The organism is Micromonospora matsumotoense (genome assembly GCF_900091525.1).
In the GTDB taxonomy this organism is placed as follows: Bacteria; Actinomycetota; Actinomycetes; order Mycobacteriales; family Micromonosporaceae; genus Micromonospora; species Micromonospora matsumotoensis.
The window spans coordinates 32,849-48,634 of record NZ_FMCU01000033.1; the positions used below are offsets into that span (position 1 = coordinate 32,849).

Below are 15,786 nucleotides of genomic sequence, written 5' to 3' on the forward strand. Positions count from 1 at the left end.
GCCCCGCGCCGCCGACGTAGCATTGCCCACATGTCAGCTCCCGTCAGCACCATCTCCGACGCGATCCAGGCCGCCCTGGCCACCGTCAACGACCCGGAGATCCGCCGGCCCATCACCGATCTCGGCATGGTCCGCTCCGCCGAGATCGGCGAGGACGGCGTGGTTCGGGTCGGGCTGCTGCTCACCGTCGCCGGGTGCCCGCTGAAGGACAAGCTGCGCGGCGACATCACCGCCGCCGTCGGCGCGGTGCCCGGGGTGACCGGCGTCGAGATCGACTTCGGGGTGATGAGCCCGGAGCAGCGGCAGGAGCTGCAGGGCAAACTGCGCGGGGGCGCGGCCACCGACGAGCCGGTGATCCCGTTCGCCCAGCCCGGCTCCCGTACCCGGGTCTACGCGGTGGCCAGCGGCAAGGGCGGTGTCGGCAAGTCCAGCGTCACGGTCAACCTGGCCGCCGCGCTGGCCGCCCGGGGCCTGTCCGTCGGCGTGGTCGACGCCGACATCTACGGCCACTCGGTGCCCCGGATGCTCGGCACGGACGGCAAGCCCACCCGGGTGGAAGACATGATCATGCCGCCGCAGGCGCACGGCGTGAAGGTCATCTCGATCGGCATGTTCACCCCGGGCAACGCGGCGGTGGTGTGGCGCGGCCCGATGCTGCACCGGGCGTTGCAGCAGTTCCTCGGCGACGTCTACTGGGGTGAGCTGGACGTCCTGCTGCTCGACCTGCCCCCGGGCACCGGCGACATCGCCATCTCGGTCGCCCAGTTGCTGCCCAACGCCGAGATCCTGGTCGTGACCACCCCGCAGGCCGCGGCGGCCGAGGTCGCCGAGCGGGCCGGCGCGATCTCCCTGCAGACCCACCAGCGGATCGTCGGCGTCATCGAGAACATGTCCTGGCTGGAGCTGCCGGACGGCACCCGGATGGAGGTCTTCGGATCCGGCGGCGGCGCGGCGGTCGCCGAGTCGCTGACCCAGACGATCGGCGCACAGGTGCCGCTGCTGGGGCAGATCCCGATGGACACCCGGGTCCGCGAGGGCGGCGACGCCGGCACCCCGATCGTGCTGTCCGCGCCGGATTCGCCCGCCGCGAAGGCGCTGCACCAGGTGGCCGACCGGCTGGCGGTACGCCGCGAGTCGCTGCTCGGCAAGCCGCTGGGCCTCAAGCCCGCCGGCCGCTGACCGCGCCCCCGACCACGCGCCGCACCCCCACCACGCGCCGCACCCCCACCACCACGGTCCGGCGTGACCCCTCACGCCACCGCCCGACGTGACCCCCTCACGCCACCGCCCGGCGTGATCAACTCATGTGAGCCGATGATGCGGTATTCCCTGCTGGGGATAGCGCATCATCGGCTCAATTGAGTGGATCAAGGCCGTCACACCCACGGGACGGCGCGGTTCAGGCGGGCAGAGCGACGCCACTTCGGCCGGCAGGGCCGGGCGGAACGGACGGGGGTCGCGCGGTGGCGATGGTGGACAGGGGTGGACGGTGGTGGACAGGGGTGGGGCGGGCTGACCCGGGTCAGGTGGCGTCGTCGTAGCTCGGGCGGGGGGCCGGCGCGGGGGCGGGGGCGGTGCTCGTCGCGGTGCTCTTCCGGGCGGCGGCCCGCGGGTCGACCCGGTCGGCGACCTCCTTGAGCTCCTCGTGCACCCCGGTGACGTCGGCCCGCAGGTTGTCGTAGACGCCCTGAAGGGGCTTGCGGATCGCCTGCTCGTCCTCCTCGCTGAGGAGGTGCTTGCGGATGAACGCCTTCGGGTGCAGATCCTCCAACTGGATGTCGGTGCCCAGCTCACGGCTCAGGTCGCCGGTGGCGTTGCGGGCCATGTTGCGCAGGTTGCGCACCAGCCGCAGGCCGTCGCTGATGACGTTGGGCAACCGGTCCCCGAAGATCAGCAGTGCCAGGAGCAGCAGTACGCCGATCTCCCACCAGTTCAGGTTGTCGAGCACCGCGGGGCCTCCTCGTCGCGTCGGGCCAAGCCTACGCACGTCAGGCCCCGCTCCGGGAGGGGGTGACCGGCCCTCACTTGGCGTCCGCGGCGAGCGTCACCGAGGCGTTCTGCCGGGCGGTGCCGCGCCGGTACTCCACCGTCACCACCGACCCCGGGGCGAACTTGCGGACCAGGGCGATCAGGTCGGTCGGCTCGTTCATCGGCCGCCCGTTGAGCCGGAGGACGACGTCCCCGGTCTTCAGGCCCGCCGCCGCCGCCGGACCCGCCGGCTCCACGGCCGCCAGGCGCACCCCGGCACCGGCCCGGGTGGCGGTGCCGGCGACCTGGGCCCCGATCACGGTACGCCGGGCCTTGCCGGTGCCGATGATGTCCTGGGTGATCCGTTTCGCCTGGTTGATCGGGATGGCGAAGGCGAGCCCGATGTTCCCCGCCTCCTGCCCCTCGGCGACCAGCGACCTGATCGTCGAGTTCACCCCGATCACCCGGCCGGCCGAGTCGACCAACGGGCCGCCCGAGTTGCCGTGGTTGACGGCCGCGTCGGTCTGGATGGCGGCGTAGTAGCGGACCGGCCCACCGGGCTCCCCGGCCTGCATGGTGCGGTCCAGGGCGCTGATGATGCCGGCGGTGACCGTGTTCGCCAGGGACAGTGGCGAGCCGATGGCCAGCACCGGGTCACCCACCGCGAGCGACTCGGAGTCGCCGAACTCGATCGGCCGCAGGCCCTTGCGGTTCACCTTGATCACCGCGATGTCCGACTCCGGGTCCTGACCGACCACCGTCGCCGGGGAGCTGCTGCCGTCGTCGAAGGTCACCGACGCCCGGCCGGTGCCGTCGGCGACCACGTGATCGTTGGTGACCACGTAGCCGTCGGCGCTGACGATGAACCCGGACCCCTCGCTGGTGCCGCCCAGCCCGGCCACCCGGATGGTCACCACGCTGGGCAGGACCCGGCCGGCGACCCCGGCCAGCGAATCCGGACGACGCTGGGCCAGCGCCGGACCCTCGGCCGGAGCGGACCCCAGGGTGATCCCGCCGCCGACCCCGCCGCGCACCGCGAAGGCGTAGCCGAGGGCACCACCCAGGGTGCCGGCGAGCAGTGCGACGATCAACGGGACGAGCAGCAGTTGGCGCAGCTTCGGCCGGCCCGGCGCATCCGGGTCGGTGACCGGCTCCGGCGCCGCCCCGGTGGTCCGCACGCTCGGCAGCACGACCGCCGCCGGGGCGTACGGGTCCCGCCAGGGGTCGGCGAGCGCGTCGGACCACCACGGCGACGCCGACCCGCCGTGGCCGCCGTACGGCGACGGTCCGCCGTACGGCGTCGTCGGGCCCGTCTGCGGTGGACCGGGCGGCGGCCCCGCCGACCCCGGAGTCCCGCCGGGCGCTCGCCAGTCCCAGCCGTCGGTCACGTCGGTGCCTCCCAGTCCGTCCCCCGGTGCCCCGGGCCACGACCGGGGGTGGCGGTCACGGCGCAGGGGGCACCCCATCCAGGATTGCACGGATGCGCCGGACGCAGTCAGCTCTTGCCCTGCCGCGATCGCCCCACCGCCGCCGACCTTCCCGGGCCGCCCGCCGTGACCCGCCCCGGGCAGCCCCCGCCCACACCGGGCAGCCCCGCCCGCCACGGCAGCACACGCGCCGGGCCTGGACCCCGACACGGGCGGTCCGGACCACCACGGGTGGACTCGCGGCTGCGCCGAATGAGCCTCGCCTCTAGGCTCATACCGCCCACCCGCCCTCGCACCATCGCCACCGCCCAGGAGGTGTCCCATCGCCACGGTCGCCAGTTCCGGCAGCCCGACGGCGCAGACGTTGCAGTTCGCCGAGTCGTACGTCGGCGAGGACATCGTGCTGCGGACCGCCCGCAGCCTCGCCCGGGAGGTCGGCCTCGACGCAGTCACTCCGGGGGCCGGGGCGGCGTTGCGCCTGCTCGCCGCCGCCGGCAACGCCCGCGCGGTGGTGGAGATCGGCACCGGCACCGGGGTCAGCGGGGTGTGGCTGCTGCGCGGAATGCGCGCCGACGGGGTACTCACCACCATCGACGTGGAGGTCGAGCACCAGCGGATCGCCCGGCGGATCTTCGTGGAGGCGGGTTTCCCGTCCGGCCGTACCCGGATCATCACCGGCCGGGCGTTGGACGTGCTGCCCCGGCTCGCCGACGGCGCGTACGACCTGATCTTCGTGGACGGTGAGGCGACCGGCTCCGCCGCGTACGTCGACGCCGCCCTGCGGCTGCTGCGCCCCGGCGGGGTGCTCGCCCTCAACGGCGGCTTCGCCGGCGGCCGGATCGGCGACCCGGCCGCCCGGGACGCCGAGACGGTGACCATGCGGGAGACGGTCAAGGCGATCCGGGAGGCCGAGCAGTGGATTCCGGCCCTGCTCCCGGTCGGCCACGGCCTGCTGGCCGCGGTCAAGTGCTGACCGGCTGACCTCCCCGGCGCACGACCGCCGGCCGGCACCGCACCGACCTGCCGGGCGACACCGCCGCCCGACCCGCCACAGGCGGGCCACAGACCGGACCGGGCGGCCGGGCAGCCGTGGGGCCGGACGGCCGCAGCGTCGGGCCAGGGCGGCCGGGCAGCGTCGGGCCAGGGCGGTGGCCTCAGCCCAGGGTCTCCAGCCAGCGCAGCAGGCCACGGACGCCCCAGCCGGTAGCGCCCCGGGTCAGCTCCGCGTCGTCGCCGTCGGCCCAGGACGGCGCGGACATGTCGATGTGCAGCCAGCGGTCCCGCAACTCCCCGGTGAACTCGCGCAGGTAGAGCGCGGCCATCACCGAACCGGCCCCCCGGTCCGGGGAGCTGTGCCGGTCGGCCAGGTCGCTGCCGAGGTGTTCGAGGTAGTCGGCGGGCAACGGCATCCGCCAGGCCGCCTCGCCGGCATCGTCCACGGCGGCCAGCACGGCGGCGGCCAGCTCGTCGTTCTCGCTGTAGAGCGCGCCGGTCCGCTTGCCCAGCGCGACCGCGTTGGCACCGGTCAGGGTGGCCAGGTCGATCAGCAGGTCGGGGCGGAGTTCCCGGGCCGCGTAGCCGAGCGCGTCGGCGAGCACCAGCCGGCCCTCCGCGTCGGAGTTGGTGCTCTCGCTGGTCGTGCCGTCGTAGTGCCGGATGATGTCGCCGGGGCGGAACGCCGCGCCGCTGACCATGTTCTCGGCCAGCGGGGTCAGGGCGGTGACCCGGACCGGCAGCCGCAGCGCCGCCGCGCCGAGGGTGGCCGCGACCACCGCCGCCGCGCCGGCCATGTCCTTGCGCATCAGCTTCATCGCCGGCACCGGCTTGATCGAGATGCCGCCGGTGTCGAAGGTGATCCCCTTGCCGACCAGGACGACGTGCAGCCGGGCGTCGGCGGGCCGCCAGTCCAGCTCCACCAGGCGGGGGCCGCTGGCCGAGCCGGCACCGACGGCGACGATGCCGCCGAAGCCCTCGGCCGCCAACTCCTGCGGCTCGCGTACCCGTAGGTGGAGATCGGGTTGGTCGGCTGCGGCGGAGGCGACCTGGGCGGCGAACCACTCCGGGTTCTTCACCGCCGAGGGGGTGTTGGTGAGGTCCCGGGCGAGCCGGGTCATCCGGGCGGTGGTCCGGGCCGTCTCGACCGCGTCGGCGTACGCGTCCGGCGCGGCGGTCAGCAGGGTCACCCCGGTCAGTGCCGGCGTCGACCCCGCCTCGGTCAGCCGGAACCGGTACGAGGCGAGCAGCAGCCCCTCGACGAGGGCCCGGACGACCCCGGCCGGCACGTCCACCGGCAGTGCCAACGTGACATGTGTCTCATCTACGGCGGCGCGGGCCAGGGCGGCGCCAGCCGTTCGCCAGGCCCGTTCCCCGCCGTCGCCCACGCCGAGCAGCAGCAGCCGCGCCGGGGTACGACCGGGGCGCAACTGGGTCAGGGTCTCGCCGGCCCGGCCGGTCAACCGGGTGACCGGCAGCAGCGCCTCCGCCTCGGTCCGCACCTCGTCGGCGGGCGGTGGCGCGGTGGCGACCAGCGCCGGCGCGGCGTCGTCCGGGTCGGTGGCGACGCGGACGGGCAGGACGAGGACGTCCGCCCCGTCGGTGGCGACGGCGAGACTGATGGCGAGCACGCTGGACCGTACCTCCGGGAAAGTTCGTGGTGCGGGACCTCGACGACCCGCGGGGGACAGACGAAGTCCCTGAGTCACCGGCAGCGCCGGTGACTCAGGGACAGGAACCTTCCGCGCGGCACCGCGCGGAGTGCCGGCCGATCAGCCGGCAGCCGCCTTCAGCGCGTCACCGAGCGCGTTGGCCTCGTCGGGAGTCATCTCGACGACGAGCCGGCCACCGCCCTCCAGCGGGACACGCATGACGATGCCCCGACCCTCCTTGGTGACTTCCAGCGGACCGTCGCCCGTCCGCGGCTTCATCGCCGCCATGTTGTCTCCCCTCAGACCTAAACATCAGGGTCGGTGTACTGCCCCACAGCCACTTCGTGTCGACCACCCGCAAGGTACGCGGGGGCGTCGACCACGATTTTCCCTGATGAACACCGCCGGACCCAAACCGGAGCAGCATTGATGTAACAGCACCTAGCTTATCTTGAGAAGGCCTGTCACAATGTGCGGTCATGCAGGCACGGTCGGCACTCTTCGACCTCTACGGCGACCATCTCCGCACGAGAGGTGGGCGCGCACCGGTCGCCGCCCTGGTGAAGTTGCTGGCCCCGCTCGGAGTCGCTCCCCCGGCCGTCCGGACCGCCGTGTCCCGGATGGTCCGCCAGGGCTGGCTCGAACCGCTGCGGCTCGCCTCCGGCCCGGGATATTCGATCACACCCAGGGCGGTCCGTCGCCTCGACGAGGCCGCCGCCCGGATCTACCGGACCGGCCGGATCACCTGGGACGGGCGGTTCGACCTGCTCGTCCTGGCGACCCCGACCGCCCGCCGGGACCGGCAGCGGCTCGCCGCCAACCTCAGCTTCCTCGGCTACGGCACGCTCGACGAGCACACCTGGGTGGCGACCCGGGCCAGCGAGGACGTCGACGTGCTGCTGGAGGAGGCCGGGGTGCGCTACGAGCGGTTCACCGCCGCGCACGCCGCCGGCACCCCCGGCGCGATGGGCGTGGTCCGCCGCGCCTGGGACCTCGGCGAGATCGGGCACGCGTACGAGCGGTTCGTCGCCGAGCAGCGCGCACAGCTGGCCGGGGTGACCGTGCGCAGCGGCGACGAGGAGGCGTACGCGGCCCGGTTCCGGCTGGTGCACGCGTGGCGTACCTTCCTCTTCCAGGACCCGCAGCTCCCTCCGGCGCTGCTTCCCGAACGTTGGCCCGGCACCGCCGCCGCCAGCTTCTTCGACCGGCACGCCGCCCGGCTCCGGCCGGCCGCCGACCGGTACGTCGAGCAGTGCCTCGACGCCGGTAACCGGGTCCCCCGACAGAAGGGCCGTTAGAGACGTGACCGAGCCGCTGCTCGTCGACCGCACCGATGGCGTGGTCACCCTGACCCTGCACCGCCCCACCGCGATGAACGCGCTCGACGTGGCACTCAAGGAGGCCCTGCGGGACGCCCTGGCCGCCCTGGAGACCGACCGGTCCTGCCGGGCCGTGGTGCTGGCCGGGGCGGGCGGTTCGTTCAGCGCCGGGCAGGATCTGCGCGAGCACGTGCAGATCCTGGAGTCGCCCGGCCGGGACCCGCTGGACACCGTCCGGGCGCACTACAACCCGATCGCCGCCCGGCTGGCCAACCTGCCCAAACCGGTGGTCGCCGCGGTCCGTGGCATGGCCGCCGGGGCGGGCGCCTCGCTGGCCTTCCTGGCCGACTTCCGGATCGGCGGGCCGCGCACGAAGTTCCTGATGGCGTTCGCCGGGGTGGGCCTCGCCGCCGACACCGGCGCGTCCTGGACGCTGCCCCGGCTGGTCGGCCACGCCAAGGCCGTCGAGCTGCTGATGCTCGCCGAGCCGGTCGACGCCGCCGAGGCGCACCGGCTGGGCCTGCTCACCCGGTTGGTCGACGACGACGAGCAGGTGCTGCCCACCGCGCACGAGCTGGCCGCCCGGCTCGCCGCCGGCCCGACCGTCGCGTACGGGGCGATCAAGCGGCAGCTCTCCATCGCCGACGCGGGCACCCTCGCCGACGCCCTCTCCGCCGAGGCGCAGGCCCAGTCGATCTGCGGGGCCACCGCCGACCACCGGGCCGCCACCCACGCGTTCGTCAACAAGCAGAAGCCGGTCTTCCAGGGCAACTGAGCGCTGGACCGGGCCGGGGAAGCCGGCCACGCCGTACGGTCACCCGTCACCTCGACGACCCGACCGGGCCGTCAGCGGGCGACATAGCCGCCGTCGACGGGGACGGTGTGGCCGGTGATCCAGGTGGCGTCGTCGGAGCAGAGGAAGAGCACCACCCCGGCCACGTCGTCCGGGGTGGGAATGCCGGGCTTCGGGTTGAACGACTCCATCCGGGCCCGCATCTCCCCCGGGTCGGGCGCGCTGTCGATGAAGTGCTGCACCAGCGGGGTCATCACCACCGTGGGGGCGACCGCGTTGACCCGGATGTTGCGGGCCGCGTACTCCACCGCCGCCGACCGGGTCAGCCCGACGATGCCGGCCTTGGTGAAGGTGTACGGGGAGATGTTCTCCTGCGCCGCCAGGCCGGTGGTGGACGAGGTGTTGACGATCGCACCCCCGCCTCCGCGCAGCATCGCCTCGATGCCGTACTTGAGCACGTGGAACACGCCGTCGCCGTTGATCCGCCGGACCTTCTGCCAGTTCTCCACGTCCATCTCGTGCAGCGGCTGCTGCCGGCCGTCGATGCCGGCGTTGTTGAAGATGACGTCGAGCCGTCCGTAGCGCTGCACCGCGTCCGCGATGCCCTGCTCCACGGCGGCGGCGTCGCCGGTGTCGACGGTCACCGCGAGGGCGTCGGGCAGCTCACCGGCCACCCGCTGCGCGCCGTCGGCGTTGATGTCGGCGATCACCAGTCGGGCCCCCTCGGCGGCGAACCGGCGGGCGGTGGCCTCCCCGAGCCCCGAGGCGCCGCCGGTGACGAACGCGACCTTGTCCTGGAACCGCATCGACTCTCCCCCGCCCGGCCGACCGGCTGTCGGCACCCGAGCGCCCATACCCGGTCGGCGGGTCGCTAGTCGTCCTCCTCCGGGTCCTGGTTGGCCTCGACGCCCAGCACGAACGCCTGCATGGCCAGCTCGTCGCCGCTGGGCGAGACGAACGCGGGCAGCTCGGCCGGACCCAGCTCCCGCACGTACGACCAGAAGAGCCGGACCGCCTCGGCCTGCGACTCGGCCTCGATCGGCAGGTCGAGGCTGACCAGCCAGGTGCGGCGCAGCGGCGGCGGGCCGAGCCGGTCGACCAGCTGGCGGTAGGTGCCCGGGTCGAGCGCGCTGACCGGCCCGGTGACCGCCACCGATCCGACCGGCACCGGCGTGTCGAACGACCGCCGGGTGTACGTCACCAGGAGCGTCTCCCCGTCGAGGCGGGCCACCCGGCCCAGCGCCACCAGGCGGGGCGGCTCGTCGGCCAGCACCGCCACCGGGTCGCCGGGGGGTGGCGCGGGCGCACCGGCCGGGAGGGTCAGCTCCAGGGTGTCGTGGTGGACGAGGCGTTCGGCGTCGTACCGCCCGGCCGGGAGCAGCACCGCCCAGGCGCCGTCGCCCCGCCCGCCGTCGACATCGGTCGGGCCGGTGCTGCGGTGGTCGGTCACGGTCATGACCCCATCCCATCACGGGCCCCGGCGGTGCCGGCGTGGCAGCCCGCGAGATGGTCGTCGACCATGCCGGTGGCCTGCATCAGCGCGTACGCCGTGGTGGGGCCGACGAAGCGGAAACCCTGCTTCTTGAGCGCCTTGGCCAGCGCGGTGGACTCCGGGGTCGTGGCCGGCACCTCGGCGAACGATCCGAGCCGGGCCGGCCGGGGCGGCGGCGCGTGCGACCAGAGCAGCGCGGAGAGGCCGTCGGGCAGCGCCAGCGCGGCGCGGGCGTTGGCGATCGCCGCCTCGATCTTGGCGCGGTTGCGGACGATCCCCGCGTCGGCGAGCAGTCGGGTGACGTCCGCCTCGCCGTAGGTGGCGACCCGCTCGATCCGGAAGTCGGCGAAGGCGAGCCGGAACGCGGGACGCTTGCGCAGGATCGTCAGCCAGGACAGCCCGGACTGGAACGCCTCCAGGGTGAGCCGTTCGTAGAGGGCGTCGTCGCCGCGCAGCGGACGGCCCCACTCGGTGTCGTGGTAGAGCGCGTAGTCCGGGGTGCTCGCCCCCCAGGCGCAGCGGGGCAGGCCGTCGGGGCCGGTCACCAGGTCAGTCACCCGGTACACGCTAGGTCAGGGGGCTGACACCCGACGCCGGGCCGGCGGGTGTCCGACGGCCCGGCCGGGTTCGTGGGACGGCCCGACCCGGTTCGGCCGCCGTCGGGCCGATTCAGCGCGGGCAGGTCAGCCGGGAGGCGCAGCGCGTCCCCGGGCCGGTCAGCGGGCGCGGGGCAGGCGGCCGGCCTCGACCAGGCGGGCGAAACGCTTCAGCGCCAGCGTCAGGCTGGCCTTGGAACCCGGCCAGAGCAGCGGCCAGGCGACCCGGCCGGCCGAGCCGCCGGGCAGGTGGAACCACTCGTGCCAGACCACCTGTGTGCGGCCGTCGGCCAGGGGGGTGCAGCGCAGCACACCGGGGCCGCGCAGCAGCTTGCCGCAGTGCACCACACCCACCTCGTACGGGGCGTCGACCCGGACCACCCGCATCTCGTCGCGCAGCGCCGCCGGACCGAGCGCGGTGACCGCCTCGATCAGGCTGCCCTCTCCGCCGTCGCCCTCGACCACCCGCACCCGGGTCAGCGGAATCCAGTCGGACTGCCCCTCCCAGTCGGTCAGCGCGGCGAAGACCCGCTCGGCGGGAGCGTTGACGATCACCGTGGCGGTGAACTCGCCGGCGCCCGGCTGGGCGGCCTCGTCGGCCAGGCCGCCGCCGGCCGGATCGGGTCCGGTCACACCGGCTCCGACCGGGCCACGGCACCGCCGGGACGGTCCGCGTCGGCCCGATCCGTCTCGGTGCGGTCCCCGGCCCGATCCGTCTCGGTGCGATCCGTCTCAGTGCGATCCGTCTCGGTGCGGTCCGTGGTCGGGGTGGGGGTGATGTCGATGGGCTCGACCTCGACGGTCGGGCCTTCCGGACCGGGCGCGTCCGGGGCGGGCGTCGCCGGGGAGGCGTCGGGCGGGGTGGCGACGGCCTCCTCCCGGGTGCGGCGCAGCACGTCGGCATCGGCGGTGCGACCCTCCCGCAGCGCGACGACCTCGGCCTCCAGCACCCCGATCAGCTCGCTCTTGTAGCCGATGTCGTAACCGGCCCGGCGCATCGCCTGGTCGACCTGATCCATCCGGTAGCCGCGCAGGGCGGTGTCGAAGCGGAGCGCGCCGACGTCCGACTCCCGCAGGGGTCGGCCACCGGGCAACGGGACGGCTCTGCCGTCGGGCTCGGTGGGGGCGAGCCCGTCCCGACCCGAGATCAGCACCGTCACGCCGAACACGACCGCCGCCACGGTCAACGCGACGACCACAATGAGCAGAGTCTGACCCATAGGGAGATCGTGGCACGGGGACACCCTCCGGAGCGACCCCAACCACCATCATCGTCACCGATCTTCTGGCCGTACCGGCTCCGGAGCGGGGCGGGGGCCTGGGGTCGTACCGGCCCGAAGGCCGGGGCGGACGACCGGCTAGCGTCGGCATCGGCCGGGTCGTCCGGCCGGTGACCTGCGGGAGGCGGAATTGTCCGGGGCGCTGCGGCTCGGGGGGCGGACGTTCGCCCCGGGAGAGCCGGTGGTGATGGCGATCGTCAATCGAACGCCGGATTCTTTCTTCGACCGGGGTGCCACCTTTGCGCAGGACAGCGCGTTGCGCGCGGTGGAGCGGGCGGTCACCGAGGGCGCGGAGATCATCGACATCGGCGGGGTGAAGGCCGGGCCGGGCGACGAGGTCGACGTGGCCGAGGAGATCCGCCGGACGGTGGACACCATCGTCGCCGTCCGGGCCGCGTTTCCCGAGGTGGTCATCTCGATCGACACCTGGCGGGCCGAGGTGGCGGTCGAGGCGGTGGCAGCCGGCGCGGACCTGCTCAACGACACCTGGTCCGGGGCCGACCCGGCGCTGGCCCGGGTGGCCGCCGAGACCGGTGTCGGGCTGGTCTGCTCACACGCCGGCGGGCTGACGCCCCGGACCCGGCCGCACCGGGCGGCCTTCACCGACGTGGTCGCCGACGTGGTCACGACGGTGACCGGCCTCGCCGAGCGCGCGGTGGCCCTGGGGGTACGCCCCGACGGCATCCTGATCGACCCGGCGCACGACTTCGGCAAGAACACCCGGCACTCGTTGGAGATCACCCGCCGGTTGGGCGAGTTGTCCGACACCGGCTGGCCGCTGCTGGTGGCGTTGTCGAACAAGGACTTCATCGGCGAGACGCTCGACCTGCCGGTGTCGCAACGGTTGGAGGGCACCCTGGCGGCGACGGCGGTGTCGGCCTGGCTCGGCGCCCGGGTGTTCCGCGCCCACCAGGTGCTACCCACCCGTCGGGTGCTCGACATGGTGGCCTCGATCCGGGGCGACCGGCCGCCCGCCGCCACCCGCCGCGGCCTGGCCTGAGCACCACGCGGCCTGGCCGACCATCACCGCGGCCTGGCCCGACCACCTCGGGGCCTGACCTGACCACCACGTGCCGGGGCCAGGACCATCGCCTGGCGCGGCTCGGGCCGCCGTACCGTCCCCGCCGACCGGGGCCGGTGGGGTGGTCAGGTCCAGTGCAGGATGCGCTTGCGCCAGGCGTAGAGGATGCCGAGCGCGACCACGGCCACGAAGACACCCATCTCGGCGACCGTCACCGCGCCGAAGCCGGGCCGGTCGAAGACCATCGCCCAGGGGAAGAGGAAGACCGCCTCGACGGCGAAGAGCACGTAGAGGTACGCGTACACGTAGTAGCGGATCTGCATCTGCGCCCAGTCGCCACCGACCGGGTCGAGGCCGCACTCGTAGCCGGCCCGCTTGCCGGCCGGGTCGGCCGGGCGGGCGGGACGTAACACCCGGTTGGCAGAGAACGCCGTAACGAAGAAGAGGACGGCAGCGAGCAACAGCAGCCCGAGCGTCGCGTACGAGCCCAGGTAACCGGTCACGGTGGCTCAGCCTACCGGGTGGCGGGCCGGTCCGGACGACGCGAGCGGCTCCCGGACCCGGCACCGATTGTCTTCCGCCGGTACTAGTGCCTCGCCGCAACTGTTACCGAATAATGAACTCACACCCAGAGTCACGGAGGTCAGATGCCCCGCGTGGACGCGCGTACCGTTCGGCGGTCCCTCGCCCGGCGTACCCCCGCTCTGGTCGGGGCGGTGCTGGCCGCCGGGCTGGCGGTCGTGCTCGGGGTGACGCCGGGCCTGGCGGCGGCACCCGCCGTGACGCGGACGGTCACCGACCCGACCGACGTCCGGACCCCGGGCGGTGACCCGACCGACGAGACGACGCCCCCGGTCGAGCCGACGGCGACCGGGCCGGCCCCGACCGGCGCACCGCCGACGCTGCCGCCGGACCCGGAGCCGACCACCCCCGCACCGGAACCGACCGGCACGACGCCGGAGACCACCGCACCGGCACCGACGGCCACCAGCGCGCCGACCGCCGCGCCCACCCCGAAGCCGCCGCTGCCCAGCAGGTCCGCGCGGCCGCCCGGACCGAACCCGGACCAGCCGGGCGGCGACCGGGTCGGGGTTCAGGTCACCACCGGGGACATCCCGCTCGACGACCGGTACTGGCGGGACCCGAGCACGGTCGCCACCCTGCGGGTCACTGTCACCAACACCGGTCTCGTGCCGGAGCGGCTGCGGCTGGAATACCGCCTGCCGGCCGGGCTCACCGACGCCGGGACGCCGGGGTGCGCGGCGGCCGGCGACGGCGGCTGGCAGTGCGGCGAGTGGACCACCGCGCCCGGCGACCGGTTCACCAGCCTGATCCGGGTACGGGTCGGCGGCACCGCCTGGCGGCAGATGCCTCTGAGTGGGGCGGTACGGGTCACCGCCACCGGGCCGGACGCCGGTGACACCGCGCAGGACAACGAGGGCTTCGCGGTGCTCTTTCCGCCCGGCCCACCGGTGCCCGGGATACTGCTGGACGCCGAGGAGGTGGTCTTCGACATCAGCGGTGGCCCCACCGCGCTCGCGGCCCACCTGGGCAACACCGGCAGGGTGGACGCCGCCGGACGGGTCGAGGTGCTGTTGCCCGCCGGGGTCAGCGTGTTGAGCCCACCGGCCGGCTGCACGTCGATGTCGCCGACGCGGACCCGTTGCGACCTGGACGTGGTGCCGGCGGGGCACACGGCGACGCTCCGGTTCACGGTGGCCGCCACCCCGGACGCCCAGCGTGAGGCCCCGCTGGCCGGCGCGTTGATCGGCTGGCTGGACCCGGAGAGCGGGCCGACCCGCCAGGTCCAGATGAGCTTCCGGATCACCGCGGCCGCCGCGCTGGCCAGCCCGCCGGTGGGCGTTCCCGCGCCGACCGGTTCGCAGGGGTTGATCGCGGCGGCGGGCGGGGCGGTCGACGTCGGCGGGATGTCCCCCGCCCAGCGGACCGCGCTCGGGCTGATCGTGCTCTCCGTCCTGCTGGTGGCGCTGGCGCTCGTGCTGGCCACCGGCTCGCTGCGGCGACGGACGGCCGGGCCGGCGACGGACCCGCCGATGACGGAGCACTCGGGCTGACCGACGGGCGGCCGGGACGAGGGGCAACCGGAAGGGAGTGCCGGGAGGAGGGCGGTCGGGACGGGGTGGCCGGGCGAACCGGTGATCTCAATTACGGCGGGCCCCCCAAATCACCGCATACCCTCCCGTATGCCGCTGACCCGGTTCCCAGGTGTCGGACCTCCACCAAGGAGACCCTAAGACCGGGACGTAGGCTCGGAGCGAGAGACGACAGCGGGCCGGGGCCCGCCCACGGGCGGACCGGGCGCAGCGGCGCATCAGGGAGGTCGCGTGGCCGGGCAAGGCGGGGTCACCATCATGTGCAGCCGCGCGCGCGGCGGGGCCGAGCGAAGCGAGGTGCAGGCGTGACCAAGCAGATTCGTCAGTTGGACCGGGTGGTGATCCGGTTTGCGGGTGACTCGGGTGATGGGATGCAGTTGACGGGGGACAGGTTCACCTCGGAGACGGCGCAGTTGGGTAATGACATTTCGACGTTGCCGAATTTCCCGGCGGAGATTCGGGCGCCGGCGGGGACCCTGCCGGGGGTGTCGAGTTTCCAGGTGCATTTCGCCGATTACGACATTCTGACGCCGGGTGACGCGCCGAACGTCCTGGTCGCGATGAACCCGGCGGCGTTGAAAGCGAATGTGGGTGATCTACGTCGGGGTGCGGACATCATCGTGAACACCGACGAGTTCACGAAGCGGAACCTGGTCAAGGTCGGTTACGCGGTCAGCCCCCTGGAGGATGACTCCCTGGCCGGGTTCGTGGTGCATCCGGTGGCGTTGACGTCGATGACGGTAGGCGCCCTGGCCGAGTTGGCGGTGTCGAAGAAAGACGCCGAACGAGCGAAGAACATGTTCGCGTTGGGGTTGTTGTCGTGGATGTACTCCCGCCCCTACGACTCGACGCTACGGTTCCTGGAACGGAAGTTCGTCAAGCGTCCCGACCTCGTCGCGGCGAACATCGCCGCGTTCAAGGCGGGTTGGAACTACGGCGAGACCACCGACAGTTTCTCGGTCCGCTACGAAGTGAAACCCGCCAAGATGCTCCCGGGCACCTACCGCAACATCACCGGTAACGCCGCCCTGTCGTTGGGGTTGGTCGCCGCCGGGGTCCGCTCCGGACTACCCGTGTTCCTCGGCGCGTACCCGATCACCCCCGCCTCCGACATCCTCCACGAACTGAGCA

17 protein-coding genes are annotated in these 15,786 nt (G+C 73.8%); 7 read left to right on the forward strand and 10 right to left on the reverse strand.

Annotation, left to right across the window (positions count from 1 at the left end; translation table 11 throughout):
* Positions 1–30: 30 nt before the first annotated feature.
* Positions 31–1,179 (forward strand): Mrp/NBP35 family ATP-binding protein, encoded by a 1,149-nt coding sequence (locus tag GA0070216_RS32225; RefSeq protein WP_091254233.1) that lies wholly within the window; start codon positions 31–33, stop codon positions 1,177–1,179.
* A gap of 343 nt (positions 1,180–1,522) precedes the next feature.
* On the opposite strand, the gene GA0070216_RS32230 is transcribed toward GA0070216_RS32225, so the two are convergent.
* Positions 1,523–1,948 carry a twin-arginine translocase TatA/TatE family subunit gene (locus GA0070216_RS32230; protein WP_091254237.1) on the reverse strand — a complete coding sequence of 142 codons (426 nt, stop codon included), beginning with the start codon at positions 1,946–1,948 and terminating at the stop codon, positions 1,523–1,525.
* A 73-nt stretch (positions 1,949–2,021) separates the two neighbouring features.
* The gene (locus tag GA0070216_RS32235) at positions 2,022–3,371 is read right to left on the reverse strand and encodes a S1C family serine protease (protein WP_176739257.1); all 1,350 of its coding nucleotides are present in this window, start codon (positions 3,369–3,371) and stop codon (positions 2,022–2,024) included.
* Positions 3,372–3,759: 388 nt separating this feature from the next.
* On the opposite strand from GA0070216_RS32235, the gene GA0070216_RS32240 reads away from it, so the two are divergent.
* Entirely contained in the window at positions 3,760–4,368 is a 609-nt protein-coding gene (locus GA0070216_RS32240; protein WP_245722879.1) for an O-methyltransferase, read from the forward strand.
* Positions 4,369–4,549: 181 nt separating this feature from the next.
* Here the strand turns inward: GA0070216_RS32240 and GA0070216_RS32245 are convergent, their stop codons facing one another.
* Both GA0070216_RS32245 and GA0070216_RS32250 read right to left on the reverse strand, forming a co-directional pair.
* The gene (locus GA0070216_RS32245) at positions 4,550–6,019 is read right to left on the reverse strand and encodes a leucyl aminopeptidase family protein (protein ID WP_091254244.1); all 1,470 of its coding nucleotides are present in this window, start codon (positions 6,017–6,019) and stop codon (positions 4,550–4,552) included.
* Between the two features lie 141 nt (positions 6,020–6,160).
* Positions 6,161–6,328, reverse strand: a complete 168-nt coding sequence (locus GA0070216_RS32250; protein ID WP_007455245.1) for a DUF3117 domain-containing protein — start codon at positions 6,326–6,328, stop codon at positions 6,161–6,163.
* A 191-nt stretch (positions 6,329–6,519) separates the two neighbouring features.
* Between GA0070216_RS32250 and GA0070216_RS32255 the strand changes: the two genes are divergently transcribed.
* Positions 6,520–7,338: a PaaX family transcriptional regulator gene (locus GA0070216_RS32255; RefSeq protein WP_091254247.1), complete on the forward strand. Its 819-nt coding sequence runs from the start codon at positions 6,520–6,522 to the stop codon at positions 7,336–7,338.
* A 4-nt stretch (positions 7,339–7,342) separates the two neighbouring features.
* Complete coding sequence (locus GA0070216_RS32260) at positions 7,343–8,134, forward strand: enoyl-CoA hydratase/isomerase family protein (RefSeq protein WP_091254250.1); 792 nt, start codon at positions 7,343–7,345, stop codon at positions 8,132–8,134.
* A 71-nt stretch (positions 8,135–8,205) separates the two neighbouring features.
* Here GA0070216_RS32260 and GA0070216_RS32265 read toward each other — a convergent pair whose 3' ends face one another.
* From GA0070216_RS32265 to GA0070216_RS32285, 5 genes are all read right to left on the reverse strand, one after another.
* A complete protein-coding gene (locus GA0070216_RS32265) occupies positions 8,206–8,958 on the reverse strand; it encodes an SDR family NAD(P)-dependent oxidoreductase (RefSeq protein WP_091254252.1) in 753 nt (250 codons plus the stop codon).
* Positions 8,959–9,023: 65 nt separating this feature from the next.
* Positions 9,024–9,608 (reverse strand): hypothetical protein, encoded by a 585-nt coding sequence (locus GA0070216_RS32270; RefSeq protein WP_091254255.1) that lies wholly within the window; start codon positions 9,606–9,608, stop codon positions 9,024–9,026.
* On the reverse strand, positions 9,605–10,201 hold the full coding sequence (locus GA0070216_RS32275) for a DNA-3-methyladenine glycosylase I (RefSeq protein WP_091254290.1): 597 nt from the start codon (positions 10,199–10,201) through the stop codon (positions 9,605–9,607). The genes GA0070216_RS32270 and GA0070216_RS32275 overlap by 4 nt, the downstream gene beginning before the upstream one ends.
* Positions 10,202–10,360: 159 nt before the next feature.
* Complete coding sequence (locus tag GA0070216_RS32280; protein WP_091254257.1) at positions 10,361–10,873, reverse strand: SRPBCC family protein; 513 nt, start codon at positions 10,871–10,873, stop codon at positions 10,361–10,363.
* A complete protein-coding gene (locus tag GA0070216_RS32285) occupies positions 10,870–11,460 on the reverse strand; it encodes a DivIVA domain-containing protein (RefSeq protein WP_091254260.1) in 591 nt (196 codons plus the stop codon). The genes GA0070216_RS32280 and GA0070216_RS32285 overlap by 4 nt, the downstream gene beginning before the upstream one ends.
* A 190-nt stretch (positions 11,461–11,650) precedes the next feature.
* Between GA0070216_RS32285 and folP the strand changes: the two genes are divergently transcribed.
* Positions 11,651–12,520, forward strand: coding sequence for a dihydropteroate synthase (gene folP / locus GA0070216_RS32290; protein WP_091254262.1), 870 nt, complete (start codon positions 11,651–11,653; stop codon positions 12,518–12,520).
* Positions 12,521–12,666: 146 nt separating this feature from the next.
* Here the strand turns inward: folP and ndhC are convergent, their stop codons facing one another.
* Complete coding sequence (gene ndhC / locus GA0070216_RS32295) at positions 12,667–13,044, reverse strand: NADH-quinone oxidoreductase subunit A (protein ID WP_091254266.1); 378 nt, start codon at positions 13,042–13,044, stop codon at positions 12,667–12,669.
* 144 nt (positions 13,045–13,188) lie between these two features.
* Between ndhC and GA0070216_RS32300 the strand changes: the two genes are divergently transcribed.
* The gene (locus GA0070216_RS32300) at positions 13,189–14,616 is read left to right on the forward strand and encodes a hypothetical protein (RefSeq protein ID WP_091254269.1); all 1,428 of its coding nucleotides are present in this window, start codon (positions 13,189–13,191) and stop codon (positions 14,614–14,616) included.
* A 344-nt stretch (positions 14,617–14,960) separates the two neighbouring features.
* A partial coding sequence (locus tag GA0070216_RS32305) for a 2-oxoacid:acceptor oxidoreductase family protein (protein WP_176739254.1) occupies positions 14,961–15,786 on the forward strand: 826 nt, incomplete at its 3' end.